General features: G+C 68.9%; 14 protein-coding genes. 8 read left to right on the forward strand and 6 right to left on the reverse strand.

Going from position 1 to position 14,841, the window contains the following annotated elements:
* Nucleotides 1–25 precede the first annotated feature (25 nt).
* From LRS03_RS19340 to LRS03_RS19350, 3 genes are all read left to right on the forward strand, one after another.
* On the forward strand, nt 26–784 hold the full coding sequence (locus LRS03_RS19340) for an SDR family NAD(P)-dependent oxidoreductase (protein ID WP_257827559.1): 759 nt from the start codon (nt 26–28) through the stop codon (nt 782–784).
* Nucleotides 781–1,893, forward strand: coding sequence for an S-adenosylmethionine:tRNA ribosyltransferase-isomerase (locus tag LRS03_RS19345; protein WP_257827560.1), 1,113 nt, complete (start codon nt 781–783; stop codon nt 1,891–1,893). The genes LRS03_RS19340 and LRS03_RS19345 overlap by 4 nt, the downstream gene beginning before the upstream one ends.
* Before the next feature lie 89 nt (nt 1,894–1,982).
* On the forward strand, nt 1,983–2,564 hold the full coding sequence (locus LRS03_RS19350; RefSeq protein WP_257827562.1) for a chalcone isomerase family protein: 582 nt from the start codon (nt 1,983–1,985) through the stop codon (nt 2,562–2,564).
* Between the two features lie 16 nt (nt 2,565–2,580).
* Here LRS03_RS19350 and LRS03_RS19355 read toward each other — a convergent pair whose 3' ends face one another.
* The gene (locus LRS03_RS19355) at nt 2,581–2,955 is read right to left on the reverse strand and encodes a response regulator (protein WP_257827564.1); all 375 of its coding nucleotides are present in this window, start codon (nt 2,953–2,955) and stop codon (nt 2,581–2,583) included.
* A 1,067-nt stretch (nt 2,956–4,022) separates the two neighbouring features.
* On the opposite strand from LRS03_RS19355, the gene LRS03_RS27085 reads away from it, so the two are divergent.
* On the forward strand, nt 4,023–5,384 hold the full coding sequence (locus LRS03_RS27085) for a response regulator (RefSeq protein ID WP_489739930.1): 1,362 nt from the start codon (nt 4,023–4,025) through the stop codon (nt 5,382–5,384).
* 264 nt (nt 5,385–5,648) lie between these two features.
* Here the strand turns inward: LRS03_RS27085 and LRS03_RS19370 are convergent, their stop codons facing one another.
* Complete coding sequence (locus tag LRS03_RS19370) at nt 5,649–6,095, reverse strand: GNAT family N-acetyltransferase (RefSeq protein WP_257827568.1); 447 nt, start codon at nt 6,093–6,095, stop codon at nt 5,649–5,651.
* A gap of 43 nt (nt 6,096–6,138) precedes the next feature.
* The gene (locus LRS03_RS19375) at nt 6,139–7,218 is read right to left on the reverse strand and encodes an urea carboxylase-associated family protein (protein ID WP_257827570.1); all 1,080 of its coding nucleotides are present in this window, start codon (nt 7,216–7,218) and stop codon (nt 6,139–6,141) included.
* 171 nt (nt 7,219–7,389) lie between these two features.
* On the opposite strand from LRS03_RS19375, the gene LRS03_RS19380 reads away from it, so the two are divergent.
* Nucleotides 7,390–8,124: a GntR family transcriptional regulator gene (locus LRS03_RS19380; protein ID WP_257827571.1), complete on the forward strand. Its 735-nt coding sequence runs from the start codon at nt 7,390–7,392 to the stop codon at nt 8,122–8,124.
* A gap of 76 nt (nt 8,125–8,200) precedes the next feature.
* A complete protein-coding gene (locus LRS03_RS19385) occupies nt 8,201–9,307 on the forward strand; it encodes a BMP family ABC transporter substrate-binding protein (RefSeq protein WP_257827573.1) in 1,107 nt (368 codons plus the stop codon).
* Nucleotides 9,308–9,310: 3 nt separating this feature from the next.
* Here the strand turns inward: LRS03_RS19385 and metW are convergent, their stop codons facing one another.
* Nucleotides 9,311–9,895, reverse strand: coding sequence for a methionine biosynthesis protein MetW (metW, locus tag LRS03_RS19390; RefSeq protein ID WP_257827574.1), 585 nt, complete (start codon nt 9,893–9,895; stop codon nt 9,311–9,313).
* Nucleotides 9,892–11,064, reverse strand: coding sequence for a homoserine O-succinyltransferase MetX (metX, locus tag LRS03_RS19395; RefSeq protein ID WP_257827576.1), 1,173 nt, complete (start codon nt 11,062–11,064; stop codon nt 9,892–9,894). Before metX ends, metW begins: the two co-directional genes overlap by 4 nt.
* A 288-nt stretch (nt 11,065–11,352) precedes the next feature.
* On the opposite strand from metX, the gene LRS03_RS19400 reads away from it, so the two are divergent.
* Nucleotides 11,353–11,991 carry an excisionase family DNA-binding protein gene (locus LRS03_RS19400; RefSeq protein WP_257827578.1) on the forward strand — a complete coding sequence of 213 codons (639 nt, stop codon included), beginning with the start codon at nt 11,353–11,355 and terminating at the stop codon, nt 11,989–11,991.
* A gap of 149 nt (nt 11,992–12,140) precedes the next feature.
* Nucleotides 12,141–13,952 (forward strand): methyl-accepting chemotaxis protein, encoded by a 1,812-nt coding sequence (locus tag LRS03_RS19405; RefSeq protein ID WP_257827585.1) that lies wholly within the window; start codon nt 12,141–12,143, stop codon nt 13,950–13,952.
* Nucleotides 13,953–13,974: 22 nt separating this feature from the next.
* On the opposite strand, the gene LRS03_RS19410 is transcribed toward LRS03_RS19405, so the two are convergent.
* Nucleotides 13,975–14,817, reverse strand: coding sequence for a response regulator transcription factor (locus LRS03_RS19410; RefSeq protein WP_257829614.1), 843 nt, complete (start codon nt 14,815–14,817; stop codon nt 13,975–13,977).
* Nucleotides 14,818–14,841 lie beyond the last annotated feature (24 nt).

Genomic DNA, 14,841 nt, shown 5'->3' on the forward strand with positions numbered 1-14,841 from the left:
ATTTGCAGGCCGGCTTGCCAATCGGATGGACACGCTGCTCGTCGTGCGAGGCCTCGCTGCCTATCGTGCCGCCATCGACACCCTGAAAGCCGCCATGAACCCCTCTCTCCATGACCTGCGCGTCGCCGTCACCGGCGGCACCTCGGGCCTCGGCCTCGCCCTCGTGCGCCAGCTGCATGCGGCCGGCGCGCAGGTCGCCTTCATCGCCCGCACACCCGAGCGTGTGGCCGAGGTCGCACGCAGCCTGCCGGGCACGCACGGCCTCGTCGGCGACATCGCGAAGAAGGCCGACATCTACCCGCTCGCGCTGCAGGTCACCGCCGCGCTCGGCGGGCTCGACGTGCTCATCAACAACGCGTCGCACCTCGGCCCGGTGCCGCTGGCACTGCTCGCCGACACCGCGTGCGAAGACCTCGAGGCCGCCCTCGCCGCCAACCTGCTCGGCCCCTTCCGCCTGACCAAGGCGCTGCTGGGCGCGCTGCGCGCCTCGGCGCGCGACGGTCGGCCGGCCACGATCATCAACATCACGAGCGACGCCGCCGCCACGCCCTACCCCGGCTGGGGCGCCTATGGCGCGAGCAAGGCCGCGCTCACGCAGCTGAGCCGCATCTGGCACGAAGAGCTGCGCGAGCACGGTGTGCGCGTGATCGCGCTCGACCCGGGCGACATGGACACCCCGCTGCACGCCCTCGCCGTGCCCGGCGCCGATCCCGCCACGCTCAAGCGACCCGCCGATGCGGCACGCGAGATCCTGCACCACCTCGTCACGAAGGAGCCCGCATGAAAGCCGCCTCCACCCCGGTGCAACGCCCGCGCGACGCGCGTCTGCTGGTCGTTGACGCCCACGGCCGGCTGCACCACGCGCCGCGCACCGAGCTGCCCCGCTTCCTGCGCGCGGGCGATCTGCTCATCGCCAACGACGCCGCCACCCTGCCCGCGAGCCTGCACGGACGGCACCTGCCGAGCGGAGAGACGATCGAAGTGCGCCTCGCCGGCCGCCGCTCGCTGGCGGTCGACGACGTGCGCGAGTTCACCGCGGTCGTCTTCGGTGACGGCGACCACCGCACTCTCACCGAACACCGCCCGCTGCCGCCGCCGCTCAAGCCCGGCGACGGCCTGGCCCTCGGCCCGCTGCAGGCGCAGGTGCTGCGCACGCTCGACCACCCGCGCCTCGTCGCGCTGCGCTTCGCGGGCACGCCCGACGCCATCTGGGCTGGCCTCGCCCGCCATGGCAAGCCGGTGCAATACGCTCATCTGCCGCAGCCGCTCGCGCTGTGGGACGTGTGGACGAGCGTGGCCGCGCTGCCGGTGGCCTTCGAGCCGCCGTCAGCCGGGTTCCTGCTCGACTGGGGCCTCTTGCGAACGCTGCGCGAGCGTGGCGTCGGTTTCGCCACGCTGACGCACGCGGCCGGCCTGTCGTCGACCGGCGACCCCGCCCTCGACGCACGCCTGCCATTCGACGAGCCCTACCACCTGCCCGCCGCCACCGTGCAGGCGATCGAGCGCACGCAGGCGGCGCAGGGTCGCGTCATCGCACTCGGCACCACCGTCACGCGGGCCCTCGAACACGCCGCGCGACGCGGCCGCCTGCAGGCCGGCGTGGGCGTGGCCACGCAGCGCCTGGGACCGCAGGACTTCGGCTGGCTGCGGGTCGTCGACGCCATCGTGACCGGCACACACGAGCCGGGCTCCAGCCACCACGGCTTGCTGCATGCCTTCGCCTGCGCGCCGAGGCTGCAGCAGGTGGACGAAGCGCTCACGGCGCACGGCTATCGCACACATGAGTTCGGCGACTCGGTGCTGATCGAGCGGCAACACGTGACACCGCCCGACGCACTGCTGGTGCGTGCAGCAGAACCGCGCGCACATCGCACGATGTCGCACGTAGCCTGAGCCTCGCGCCGGGTTTCCCGGGAGCCGCGCGCTTCGGTGGGGGGGGGAATAATCCCGCCCATACCGACAACTCGAAAGCCGGAGTTTCCATGCGTTGCGTTCTTGCCCGTCCGCTTGTGGCTTGCCTCACCTGCCTGGCGCTCGCGCTTGGCGCCGCACAGGCGCAGACGACATCCACGAAATTCGAGGCGACCACCGTCGTCGCGGGCACCCCGCTCATCCTCAACGGGGCCGGCACGCGTCAACGTGCGGTGTTCAAGGTCTACGACATGGCGCTGTACACGACCAAGAAAGTGGACAAGGTCGACGACCTGCTGGCGCTGCCGGGGCCGAAGCGGATCGGTTTCGTGGCATTGCGCGAGCTGCCGGGAACCGAACTCGGTCGCCTCTTCCTCAAGGTCATGGGCGAGAACTCGTCGAAGGACCTGATGACCAAGCATGCGCTGGCCTCCACGCGCCTGATCGAAGTCTTCTCGGGCAAGCCCAAGCTGGTGGCGGGCGACTCGTTCGCGATGGAGTTCGTGCCGGGCAAGGGCACGCAGTTCTTCATCAACGGCAAGCCTCAGGGCGAGCCGGTGGGCGACGCCGAGTTCTTCACGATGATCCTGAAGATCTGGGTCGGCCCGTCCCCGGCCGACAACCTGCTGCGAGACGCGCTGCTCGGCGGCTGAGCGGGGCCGCCCCGGCTCAGGCTGGCGAGGCCAGCAGGGCGCGCACCGCCGCCAGCGAAAACGGCTTTTGCAGCACACCGGCCGTCTGAAGGCCGAGCGAGCGCGCTTCGTTGAGGGCGTCGGCCAGTTCGCCGGCGCCCAGGCCACTGGAGACGATCACCTTCGCGCGGCAGCCCGATTCGGCCAGCCGGCGCAGCACCTCCTGGCCCGACATGTCGGGCATCAGCAGGTCGATCGCCACGTGCGTGGGCTGCCAGTGGCCCAGGGTGGCGAAGAAGGTGTGGACGTGTTCGCACCAGTGGGCCTCGACACCCGCGCTCTTGGCGGCCATCTGCAGGATCTGGCCGATCGCGGGATCGTCATCGAGGATCAACAGTCGTCCATCGGGCATGTGAGAGGCCTCTCCAGACCTGTGAGCGTGCAGGGCGGAGTGTGCTGCGGCTTATGATGCCGCGGCCACCGAAACCGTGCGCGTGCGATGCATCAGCGTCGGTGCAGCATAGCAGCGGCCAACTGCGCGAACCGGCAGCAAGGGCAAGACAACAACAGCAAGGCAGCGAGGTCACCGATGAGCATCCGAATGCGGCTGTTGCTGCTCACGCTGTTGGCCACTGCCGTGCCGGCCCTGCTCGCGCTGGTGCGCTTCATCCATGACCGTGAACGCGCCATCGAAGCCGACACCACCGTGCTCGTCGCCTTCGCGCAGCGGCGCAGCGAGACGCTGCTCGACCGTGTGCAGGGCACGGCCCAGCTGCTCTACGGCCTGGGCCGGGCACGCGACCTCCAGACCGACGACCGTGACGCCTGTTCGGCCTTTCTCTCCAACGTGCGCGAGGCCTACCCGCAGTACACCGGCATCCTCACCATCCGGCCCGACGGCCGGCTCTTCTGTGACTCGCTGCGCACCGGCCGCGAACTCGACCTGCGCGACCGCAGCTACTTCAAGGCTGCGCTCGCCTCGCGCGACCCCAAGAAGGTGGTGCTGGAGCCCGTCTTCGGCCGGCTGACCGGCATCGGCGTCCTGCAGATCGCCTACCCGGTGCGCTCGGCCGAGGGCGAGCTGCAGTTCGTGCTGCTGGCGTCGCTCAACCTGCAGAAGCTCTTCGAGGGGGATGCCCCGCCCTTGCCGGGTGCCGGCCTCGTGCTGTTCGACCGCAAGGGCACGGTCTATGCGCGCTCGCACGGCCCCGATGCGGCGCCGTCGGAGAGCCCGTCGCTCACCGGCTCGGCGTTGCACCAGTTTGCCCTGCAGCGCCCCGGTGCCGCCAGCGGCGAGATGGCGGACCCCGGCGGCAGCACCCACGTGTGGGCCCTGGCCGACGGCAGTGCGCTGCAGGAGGCCGGCCTGCGCGTGGCGGCCGGTGCGCCCCGGAGCAGCCTGCTGGCCACCGCCAACCGGCGATTCGGCGAAGACCTCGCGCTGCTGGCCGGGCTCGCGGCGCTCTTCTTCCTGGCGATGTGGTTCTTTGCCGAGATCGTGCTGCGCCGGCAGATCGTGCGCAGCACGCGCATGGCACGCCAGCTCGCCGAAGGCGACCTCAGCGCACGCATCGCACCGCCCCTGCCGCGCGGCGAGCTGGGCGAGCTGATGACCCGGCTCAACCAGGCCGCCGAGTCGCTGCAGCACCAGCACGACGACATCACCAAGCTCAACGCCCGGCTGATGCAATCGCAGCGGCTCGAAGCCGTGGGCCAGCTCACCGGCGGGGTGGCCCACGACTTCAACAACCTGCTGACGGTGGTGATGGGCAATGCCGAGCTGCTGGTCGAGCAGGCCGGCGACAAGCCCGAGAGTGCCGACCAGCGCCTGCTCGCCGAGATGATCGTCGGCGCCGCGCAGCGCGGCGCCGCACTCACGCAGCAGCTGCTGGCCTTCGCGCGGAAACAGGCGCTGAGCCCCAAGCCGCTCGACGTCAACCAGCTCATCGCGCAGATGGACTCGATGCTGCGCCGCACGCTCGGCGAGCACATCGAGATCGAGCTGATCCGCGCCGCCGGCCTGTGGCAGGCGATGGTCGACCAGGGCCAGCTCGAAAACGCCCTGCTCAACCTGTGCCTGAACGCCCGCGATGCCATGCCCAAGGGCGGGCGCCTGACCATCGAGACGGCCAACACCGTGCTCGACCAGGCCTATGCCGACACCCACCCCGAAGTGAAGCCCGGGCAGTACGTGATGCTCGCCGTGTCGGACACCGGCCAGGGCATCTCGCCCGAGCACCTCGACCGCTCGTCTTCCAGCCCTTCTTCACCACCAAGGAAAAGGGCAAGGGCACCGGGCTTGGCCTCGCGATGGTCTACGGCTTCGTCAAGCAGTCGGCCGGGCACATCAACATCTATTCCGAGAAGGGCCACGGCACTGCCGTCAAGCTCTACCTGCCGCGGGCGCTCTACACCCAGGCGAGCGTGCCCGAAGCGCATGAGCGGGTGATGCCCACCGGCGGCAAGGAGACCATCCTCGTGGTGGAAGACGACGACATGGTGCGCCGCTACGCCTGCCAGCAGCTGCGCTCGCTGGGCTACCGCGTGATCGACATGGACAACGGTGCCGACGCCCTTGCCTTCATCGAGCAGACCGAGAGCGTGGACCTGCTCTTCACCGATGTGGTGATGCCCGGCGGCATGAACGGCCGGGCGCTGGCCGATGCGGCGCGCAAGCTGCGGCCGGCGCTGCGTGTGCTCTACACCTCGGGCTACACCGAAAACGCCATCGTCCACCACGGCCGGCTCGACCCCGGCGTGCTGCTGCTGGCCAAGCCCTACCGGCTGGTCGAGCTGGCCCGCGCGGTGCGCTCGGCGCTCGGGCAGGCGGCGACGGCTTAGGGCCTGTTAACACTAAAAGGGCAGTCGCGTGACTCATCAAAAGCCCGCCATCGAGGCGCAAAGCGCAGCTGTAGCTGTGGCTACAGCGAGCATTTGCAACGCTGAGGGCGGGCTTTCGATGAGATCACCCGCAGGGCTGAAGCCTGAAGGCGCGCGCGGCGGCGTTGCAGGCTCGTTGTGTGCCACAGGCACACGGCCTCGCCTGCGCCTTGCCGTGCACGCCTTCAGGCTTCAGCGCGACTGCCCTTTTAGTGTTAACAGGCCCTAGCCGTCGTCGTCGCCCGGTGGCAGCCGCTCCAGCATCACCGCGTAGTCGCGGTAGCCCATGCGGCGCCAGAAGGCGAGCGCACGGGCGTTGCCGGCCAGCACGTCGACGGTGAGCCGCTTGTCGGGCCAGCGCTCGAACACGCTCAGCATCAGGTGGCGCGCCACGCCCTGGCGACGGTGCTCACGCTGCACGAAGATCTGTCGCAGGTAGACGCAGTCGGGCTCGTCGCGCCACAGCACGTAGGCCACCAGGTCGTCGCCGTCGAAGGCGAGCAGGGCCTCGTAGCCATCGTCGGACAGCCACGCCCGCATGCGCTCCACCAGCGCGTCGACGCCCATCGGGTTGCGGTGGCCTTCGTCGCGGATCAGCTGGTGGTTCAGGCGCCCGAGCAGCGCGGCGTCGGCCACGGTGGCGGGGCGGAAGCACAGGGTGTCTTGGCGCATGGGACCCATCCTAGCCAGTGAGCCCCCACTGGCGCCCCCCGGGTCAACCCGCAAGAAACTGCCGCTCCCACCAGCTGAAGAGCACGTCGCGCAGCGCGTCGCCGTCGCGGTCGCCGTAATACACCTCGAGGCCGGTGGACTTGAGGCGTGCATGGTCGTCGGCGCCGAGGGTGATCGGCCAGGTGCGCAGGCTGAGCGGCACGTTGGTGAACTGCGGCTGGTAGCCCGGATCACGCTTGAGTTCGCGCTCGGCGCGGATGTGCGGCTGGCGGAAGTCGGCCGGCGTCTTCTGGCTCGCGTAGCGCGGCAGCGGCGGCACGTGGGCGAGGTCGCGCTCGGAGGCGCTGAACACCTGCAGCTTCACCGGCTTCAGCGCGAAGTTGCTGGTGCGCATGATGTCGGCGCCGCAGACGTTGGGCACGGCCAGCACGTCCATCAGCGACAGGAACTCGACGAAGTCGCCCGCCTTCGATTGCTGGCGGCGGATCTGCCCGCGGCCTTCGCGCACCTCGGTGCACATGAAGAGGTTGAACGAGTCGTGCACGTCATCCGGCGTGAGGCCGTATTCGCGCTGCGCCTCGGCCTGGATGTCGTGGCAGTTGGTGTGCTCGCGGTAGCCGTACACCGACTCGTAGAGGTTGTGGCTGCAGCGCGGGAACATCACGTCGTTGCAGCGCACCGTGTCTTCGAGGATCAGCATCATCGCCCGCTCGCGCGGCGGCGCCGACCAGAGGAAGTCGCCCGGCCCCGGGTTCAGCCCGTGCAGCGTGCGGATGCGCCCGCAGTGCATGAACTCGCGGTAGTCGTGCAGGTTGAAGCAGTTGAAGTCGACGCACTGGCCGCCTTCGACCTGCTGGATGCGCAGGACCTGCCCTGCCTTCATCTCCACCGCCTTGCCGGTGCCGGGCGCCATCACGTGCTCCCACAGGATCTCGCGGGTGGTTGACAGGCCGTCGAGCTGCGGCGAGAAGGGCGCGGCGCGTGCCGGGGCGGGCGCGTCGAGCTCGCGCAGCGCACGGCGGGCCAGGGCGGAAAGATCGGCATCGCCGGTGCGGGCCATCGCACGCTGGAGCAGCTCGAGCTGCTGCGGGTTGAGCTGCATGGCGACGATGTGTTCTGACATGGGGTGTTTCCTCTTGGTCGACTTGATCGTAATATTCTTGTATACCTGATTCAGCAATATTCTGGCCCGAACGCGAGGGCGCCTTTGGTGCATCCCTGGAAATTTCCTGAGCAAAAAAGGGGCGGCACGCACCACTTCGTATACCAAAGGCGTATACGTAGAATGCGGCCCATGCTGCCCTCCGACAAGTCCGACGCGGCCTACACGGCCCTCAAGCAAGCCATCATCGAAGGGGCCCTCACCCCCGGCACCAAGCTGCCGGAAGACAGCCTGGGCACCCACTTCGGCATGAGCCGCACGCTGATCCGCGCCGCGCTCGCGCGCCTGGTCGGCGAGGGGCTCGTCGTCTCGCAGCTGAAGCGCACGGCCACCGTGGCGCAGCCGAGCATCGAAGAGGCGCGCAGCGTGTTCGAGCTGCGCCGCTGCCTGGAGGCCGAGGTCGTGCGGCTCGTCATCGCCCGCTGGGAGCCCGCCTTCGGCGCGGCGCTCGAGGGCCATGTGCGGCAGGAGGAGCAGGCCGCCAAGCAGCAGGTGCCGGCCGTGTCGGCGCGGCTCGCGGGCGAGTTCCACCAGCTGCTGGCGCACATGGCCGGCAACGCGCTGCTGGAGCGTTATGTGGACGAGGTGGTGTCGCGCTGCTCGCTGATCCTCGCGATCTACGGCCGGCCGCACACCGCCGACTGCGCCATCGCCGAGCACCGCGAGCTGATCGCCGCATTGCGCCGTGGCGACGAGCGAAGCGCGCGCAAGCTCATGTCGCACCACCTCGACAGCGTGGAGCAGCGTGCGCTGCACGCCGAGGCCTCGCGGCAGGGGGATGACCTGGGGCAGATCCTCGCGCGCTATGCCGAGGCCGCCCGCCCGGCGGTGGCACCGATGGCGCGCAAGACGACGAAGAAGCGCTGAGCGGCTCCCGGCAGAGACGGGCACGCGGTTTGCACACAGGCCGCTTCGCCGCCCCCACCGTCCAGGAGACCTCGCCATGTCGCTCGCCCATCTCAACCGCCGCCGCCTCATTCAATCCGCCCTTGCCGGCGCCGCGCTCGCCGCTGCGGCACCCCGCCGCGCGCTCGCGCAGAAGAACGTCACCGTCGGCCTGATCTACGTCGGCCCGCGCGACGACTACGGCTGGAACCAGGCGCACGCCGTCGCGGCCAAGGCCTTGAAGGCCGTGCCCGGCGTGAAGGTCGTGGAAGAAGAAAACGTGCCCGAGACGGTGGCCGTGCGCAAGACGCTCGAGGCCATGGTGCAGAGCGACGGCGCCTCGCTCGTCTTCGGTACTTCGTTCGGCTACTTCGACCCCTTCATGATCGAGATGGCGAAGAAGTACCCCAAGAACGAGTTCCGCCACCCCACCTCGCTGTGGAGCGCCGACAAGCACCCGATGAACCTCGGCGGCTACTTCTGCTTCCTCGACCAGGCGCACTACGTGAACGGCATCGCCGCCGGCCTGTCGACCAAGGGCAACAAGATCGGCTTCATCGCCGCCAAGCCCATCGCGATTGTGCTGCGCAACATCAACGCCTTCACGCTCGGCGTGCGCAAGGTCAACCCGAATGCGACGGTGCAGCTCGTCTTCACCGGCGACTGGTCGATGCCCGTGCGCGAGGCCGAAGCGACCAACTCGCTCGCCGCCACCGGCTGCGACGTGATCGCCTGCCACGTCGACAGCCCCAAGGTCATCATCGAAGCCGCCGAGCGCCTGGGCGTGAAGACGCTGGGCCACAACGCCTCGCAGGCGGCACTCGCGCCCAAGGGCTTCATCACCGGGGCCGAGAACAAGTGGGAGACGGTCTACAAGTCGTTCGCCGCCTCCATCGCCAAGGGCGAGAAGCTGCCCAACACCTACTTCGGCGGCTACGACAAGGACATGGTGATGAGCACGCCCTTCGGCGCCGGCGCGAGCGAGAAGGCGCGCAATGCCGCCACCGCCGCGATCGCCGACCTGAAGGCCGGCAAGCCCATCTTCGTCGGTCCGATCAAGAGCAACACCGGCAAGGTCGTGATCGACAAGCCCTATGGGTTGTACGACCCCTTCCTCGACAAGATGAACTACCTCATCGAAGGCGTGGTCGGTTCGATCGGGTGAGGCTCAGCCGCGCTGGAACTTGAACACCGCCACGCTGGCCATCAGGTTCGGGAAACGGCGCACGACTTCGCCGTTCTGGATGCCGAAGCCGTCGAGCACCTGGAAGCCGTCCTTGCGCAGCAGCACCTCGCAGTCGGTGTAGGTGCCGACGCGGATGTTGGGCGTGTCGTACCACTGGTAGGGCAGCGCCTTGGTCACCGGCATGCGGCCGGTGGCCACGCGCAGGCGGTTGGGCCAGTGCGCGAAGTTGGGGAAGCTCATGATGCCCACCCGCCCCACCCGCGCCGTCTCGCGCAGCAGGCGCTCGGTGTGGCGGAGGTGCTGCATGGTCTCGAGCTGCAGCACCACGTCGAAGCTCTGGTCTTCGAAGATCGCGAGGCCGTCTTCCAGGTTGAGCTGGATCACATTGACGCCGCGCTGTGTGCAGGCCAGCACGTTGTCGTCGTCGATCTCGATGCCGTAGCCCGTGCACTGGCGCGTGTCGCGCAGGTGGGCGAGCAGCTCGCCGCGGCCGCAGCCGAGGTCGAGCACGCGCGAGCCGGGGGGCACCAGCTCGGCGATGAGTTCGATGTCTTTCCGGTCGCTCATACCGCGATCCCCTTCAGCGCCACGGCAGCGGGCTTGTTCTCGAACTCTTTTGCAATCCCATCGAAGCGCGCCCGCATCAGCGCGTGGTAGCGCGGGTCGTCGAGCAGGAAGGCGTCGTGCCCGTGCGGTGCGTCGATCTCGGCATAACTCACGTCGAAGCGGTTGTGGAGCAGCGCCTTCACGATCTCGCGCGAGCGCGCGGGCGAGAAGCGCCAGTCGGTCGTGAAGCTCACCAGCTGGAATTTGCAGCGCGCGGGGGCAAATGCCGCGGCGAGGTTGCCGCCGTGCTCGCGCGCCGGGTCGAAATAATCGAGCGCACGGGTGATCAGCAGGTAGGTGTTGGCGTCGAAGTACTCGCTGAACTTGTCGCCCTGGTAGCGCAGGTAGCTCTCGATCTCGAACTCGATGTCCTGCGTGCTGTAGGCCGGTGCCTCGCCCTTCAGGCTGCGGCCGAACTTGGCCTCCATCGAATCGTCGGACAGGTACGTGATGTGGCCGATCATGCGCGCCACGCGCAGGCCGCGCTTGGGCACCACGCCGTGCGCGTAGAAGTGGCCGCCGTGGAACTCGGGGTCGGTGATGATGGCGCGGCGCGCGACCTCGTTGAAGGCGATGTTCTGTGCCGACAGGTTGGGGGCGGTGGCCACCGCGATGCAATGGCGCACCCGCTGCGGGTGGCGCATGGCCCAGCTCAGCGCCTGCATGCCGCCGAGGCTGCCGCCGAGCACTGCCGCCAGCTGCGTGATGCCCAACCGGTCGAGCAGACGGGCCTGCGCGTCGACCCAGTCTTCCACCGTGACCACCGGGAAATCGGCGCCGTAGGGCCGGCCGGTGTCGGGGTTGGTGTGCATCGGGCCGGTGGAGCCGAAGCAGGAACCGGGGTTGTTGACGCCGACCACGAAGAAGCGGTCGGTGTCGAGCGGCTTGCCGGGGCCGACGAGGTTGTCCCACCAGCCTTCGCTCTTGGGCTGGCCTTCGTAGGTGCCGGCCACGTGGTGCGACGCGTTGAGCGCATGGCACACCAGCACCGCGTTGCTCCTGTCGGCGTTGAGCGTGCCGTAGGTCTCGTAGGCGAGGGTGTAGTCGCGCAGGCTCGCGCCGCTGCGCAAGGGCAAAGGCTCGGCGAACTGCATCGCCTGCGGTGTCACATGACCGAGTGAAGCTGTCACGTTGTTCTTCGCACCATGAAAAGAAAAAACCCGGCGCCGCCAAAGCGGGACACCGGGATGTGCGTCCTGTCTTTAGCTGGATTTATAGAGCGCTCGCAAGCCGGAACAAATCAGCGCTGGGCCGGGAGTATAGGCGCCACCCTCCACGCCGAGATCCGGACATCGGCAATGCGATGAGATCTTCTTCATGGATGGCGTCGTGCGGGAATTTGGCAGGACAGTTATCATCTATATCAATTATGCGGATGTTGCCCTGCGCGCATCCTGGTCCTGCAACTTGGCAAATCGATGGCTTCTTCCCCTCCTCCCACTTCCGCCGACGACACCTGCACCACCGTCGAGGTGGCCCAGCGACTGGGCATGGCGGTGCGCTCCGTACAGCTGATGGTCGACCGTGGCGAACTCGAGGCATGGAAGACTCCCGGCGGGCACCGCCGAATCTCGCGTGCCTCGGTCGACCAGTGGCTGGCCGCCCGCCAGCAGCCGTCAGCTGGCCCCGTGGTGACACCCACGCCCGATCGCCAAACCGGCGCGGGCGGCGCCCCTCGGGTGCTGCTGATCGAAGACTCGTCGTACTACCAGAACCTGGTCGGCCTGCTGGTGCGGGAGAAGTTTCCGCAGGTGGAATTGCACGTGGCCGACGAGGGCATCGCCGGCCTCGCGATGGCCGGGCGACTGCAGCCGCAGGTGCTGATCGTGGACATCCTGTTGCCAGGCATCGACGGCGCGACGCTCATCACCAGTCTGCGCACGAACCCGCAATTCAGCGGCAGCCGGCTGATCGTCGTGACCTCACTCGACGAAGCGCAGCGCGAGCCCTACGCCTTCGCGCTGGCCGGCGTGCCGGTGATCTACAAGCCACGCCTCGTGGCCGAACTCCCGGCCCTGCTCGCCGAGTGCCTGGGCCGCGACGCCGCCGTCCCATGAGCCTGTGCCCGGCGTGGCGCAGGCACAGGAGGCATTTAATTTGCGGAAATCGCGCATAAATTCGCGAACTCGTGCGAACTAGAAAGATCATTTATATCATTTTGGAGTCATGATTCGTCCATCGGCCGGCGGCCAATTCGGAGACGTCCATGAACTTCGGAACCCTGAGCATCAGATTCAAGCTGGCGGTCGCCTTCGGAACGCTGACCACCATCGTCATCGCCGTGGCCTCCCTGGCGCTCGTGTCGCTGGGCTCGGCTCACGACGACTACGAGGCCTACGTCCACGACACTGCCGTCCGGATCAAGCTGGCCAACGACGTGCTCGATGCCGCCAACGCCCGTGCCATCGGCGCACGCAACCTCGTCCTGTTGTCCAGTGCCGCCGACCGTGAAACGGAGAAGACGGCCATCGTGTCCTCGCACGAGAAGGTGGGGAAGAGCATCGCCAAGCTAAAAGAGATGGTGGCCCGGTCGCCGGACGCGCGTGAACGGGACCTCGCCGCAGAGATCGACCGCGTGGAATCGCGCTACGGCCCGGTGGCGCTGAACATCGTGTCCGTCGCGATGAGCGGCAAGCACGACGAGGCCGTCGCGAAGATGAATGCCGAGTGCCGCCCGCTCCTGGCGAGCCTCTTGGCGGCGGCCCACCGCTACATCGATTTGGCGGACGACCACGGCACGAAAGAGGTCGCGCGCGCGGAAGTCGCCTACAAGTCGGATCGCAACCTGATGCTGGGGGCCTGCCTAGCCGCCATCGTCCTCGCCACATCGCTCGCCGTCCTGATCACGCGCGGCTTGCTGCGTGCGCTCGGCGCCGAGCCGTCGCTGCTCAGCGCCGCCGCGCGCCGGGTGGCCGAGGGGGACCTCGGTCGCGTCCAGGGCGCGGACACGGCCGTTGCGGGCAGCGTGCTTGCCTCTCTCGCCGACATGCAAGCCGGCCTGGCCCGCGTCGTCGGCCGCGTGCGTGACGCCTCGGATTCCATCGCCACCGGCTCGGCGCAGATCGCGCAGGGCAACCAGGACCTGAGCCAGCGCACCGAGGAACAGGCCAGCGCCTTGCAGCAGACCGCCGCGACCATGGACGAGCTGAGCGCGACCGTGCGCCATACCGCCGACAACGCGCGCCAAGCCAATCAGCTCGCCGGCAGCGCCAGCGCCGTGGCGGCCAAGGGCGGCGAAGTCGTCGGGCAGGTCGTCGGCACGATGAGGAACATCAACGAGTCGTCGAAGAAGATCGCCGACATCATCGGCGTGATCGATGGCATCGCGTTCCAGACCAACATCCTCGCGCTGAATGCCGCGGTGGAAGCGGCCCGCGCTGGCGAGCAGGGCCGCGGCTTCTCGGTGGTTGCCAGCGAAGTGCGAAGCCTGGCCCAGCGCAGCGCCGAAGCCGCGAAGGAGATCAAGACCCTCATCACCAACAGTGTCGAACAGGTGGAGCAGGGCACCTCGCTCGTCGGCGAGGCCGGCGCCACGATGGAGCAGATCGTCTCGGCGATCCGCCGCGTGAGCGACATCGTCAGCGAGATCAGCTCGGCCAGCGCCGAGCAGAGTTCGGGTGTGACGCAGGTCGGCCATGCCGTCTCCCAGATGGACCAGGTGACACAGCAGAACGCCGCCCTGGTGGAAGAAAGCGCGGCCGCCGCGGAAAGCCTCAGGCAGCAGGCGGGCCAACTGGTGGACGCGGTGTCGGTCTTCAAGCTCGCCGGTGGAGATGGCCTGTCCGTCGCACCGGTCCCGCGTGTCGGCGTGGAGCACACGCTTGCCGGCCGCAGCGCCGGCCACCACGCGCAGCCGAGCCGTCAGGCCGCCCCGCCTGCGCGCGCGCGGGCCGTGGCCGAGCCCAAGCCGGTCGCACGCGCCGACAGCGCCCCGGTGCCGTCAGCATCTGCGGCACCGGCACCGGCGCCCGCACCGGAGACCGCCCGAGCCGACGCCGATGCCTGGGAGACTTTCTGATCCGACCTGCGCGTCCGGCGTATCAGCCCAGTTCCCGGCTCGCCAGCGCCGCGGCCGCCGCGCGCGTCTCCACGCCCAGCTTCTCGAACACATGCTCCAGGTGCTTGTTCACCGTACGCGGGCTCATGCCGAGGATGTCGGCCACGTCGCGGTTGGTCTTGCCCTTGGCCACCCATGACAGCACCTCGGCTTCGCGGGGCGTGAGCGCCGCGGTGCTCAGGCGGCTGGGCACGGCCGCTTCGAGAGAGCGCCGCTGCAGCAGCAGCATCTGCTCGCCCAGGCCGACGGCCCCGAGGTTGCGCACGTGCAGCGACGGGCTCGCATGCTCGCTGGAGCGCCCTTCGGCCAGCCAGTCGCGCCAGGCGCGCGGCAGGCCGTCAACGCCTGGGTACAGCTCGTGCATCCACGCCGCCGCCTGCGGCGAGCGCCAGGCGATGCGTTGTTGCGCATCGATCACCAGCACGCCGTGGCCGCCAACGTCGAGCGCATCGCGGGCCAGGCGCACCGCGCGGGCGTTGCGCAGGTGCGTGGCCAGGCGCGCCAGCACCTCCTGCGCCCGCACTGGCTTCACCACGTAGTCGACGCCGCCGCTCTCGAAGCCTTCGACGATGTGCGGCGTCTCCGACAGGCCGGTCATGAAGATCACCGGCACGTGCGCGAGCGCCGCATCGGCCTTGATGCGCCGGCACACCTCGAAGCCCGACAGCCCAGGCATCAGCGCATCGAGCAGGATGGCGTCGGGCGACACCAGCTCCAGCCGTGCCAGCGCCGACTCGCCGTCGCGCGCCACCACCACGCGGTAGCCGTGTTCTTCGAGCGCCTGGCACACCGGGCCCAGCGACTGGGGCACGTCGTCGACCACCATCACGACGCCGGCCAGCCGCGCGCT

Source organism: Rhizobacter sp. J219, from assembly GCF_024700055.1.
Lineage (GTDB): Bacteria > Pseudomonadota > Gammaproteobacteria > Burkholderiales > Burkholderiaceae_C > Rhizobacter.

Bases quoted from the DNA above. Each gene is read 5' to 3' on its own strand.
- LRS03_RS19385 (WP_257827573.1), top strand. From the start codon at position 8,201: ATGTCGCTCGCCCATCTCAACCGCCGCCGCCTCATTCAATCCGCCCTT.
- LRS03_RS19410 (WP_257829614.1), bottom strand. From the start codon at position 14,817: ATGGTGGTCGACGACGTGCCCCAGTCGCTGGGCCCGGTGTGCCAGGCG.
- LRS03_RS19355 (WP_257827564.1), bottom strand. From the start codon at position 2,955: ATGCCCGATGGACGACTGTTGATCCTCGATGACGATCCCGCGATCGGC.
- LRS03_RS19345 (WP_257827560.1), top strand. From the start codon at position 781: ATGAAAGCCGCCTCCACCCCGGTGCAACGCCCGCGCGACGCGCGTCTG.
- LRS03_RS19340 (WP_257827559.1), top strand. From the start codon at position 26: ATGGACACGCTGCTCGTCGTGCGAGGCCTCGCTGCCTATCGTGCCGCC.
- LRS03_RS19405 (WP_257827585.1), top strand. From the start codon at position 12,141: ATGAACTTCGGAACCCTGAGCATCAGATTCAAGCTGGCGGTCGCCTTC.
- LRS03_RS19380 (WP_257827571.1), top strand. From the start codon at position 7,390: ATGCTGCCCTCCGACAAGTCCGACGCGGCCTACACGGCCCTCAAGCAA.
- LRS03_RS19370 (WP_257827568.1), bottom strand. From the start codon at position 6,095: ATGCGCCAAGACACCCTGTGCTTCCGCCCCGCCACCGTGGCCGACGCC.
- metW (WP_257827574.1), bottom strand. From the start codon at position 9,895: ATGAGCGACCGGAAAGACATCGAACTCATCGCCGAGCTGGTGCCCCCC.
- LRS03_RS19350 (WP_257827562.1), top strand. From the start codon at position 1,983: ATGCGTTGCGTTCTTGCCCGTCCGCTTGTGGCTTGCCTCACCTGCCTG.
- LRS03_RS19375 (WP_257827570.1), bottom strand. From the start codon at position 7,218: ATGTCAGAACACATCGTCGCCATGCAGCTCAACCCGCAGCAGCTCGAG.
- LRS03_RS19400 (WP_257827578.1), top strand. From the start codon at position 11,353: ATGGCTTCTTCCCCTCCTCCCACTTCCGCCGACGACACCTGCACCACC.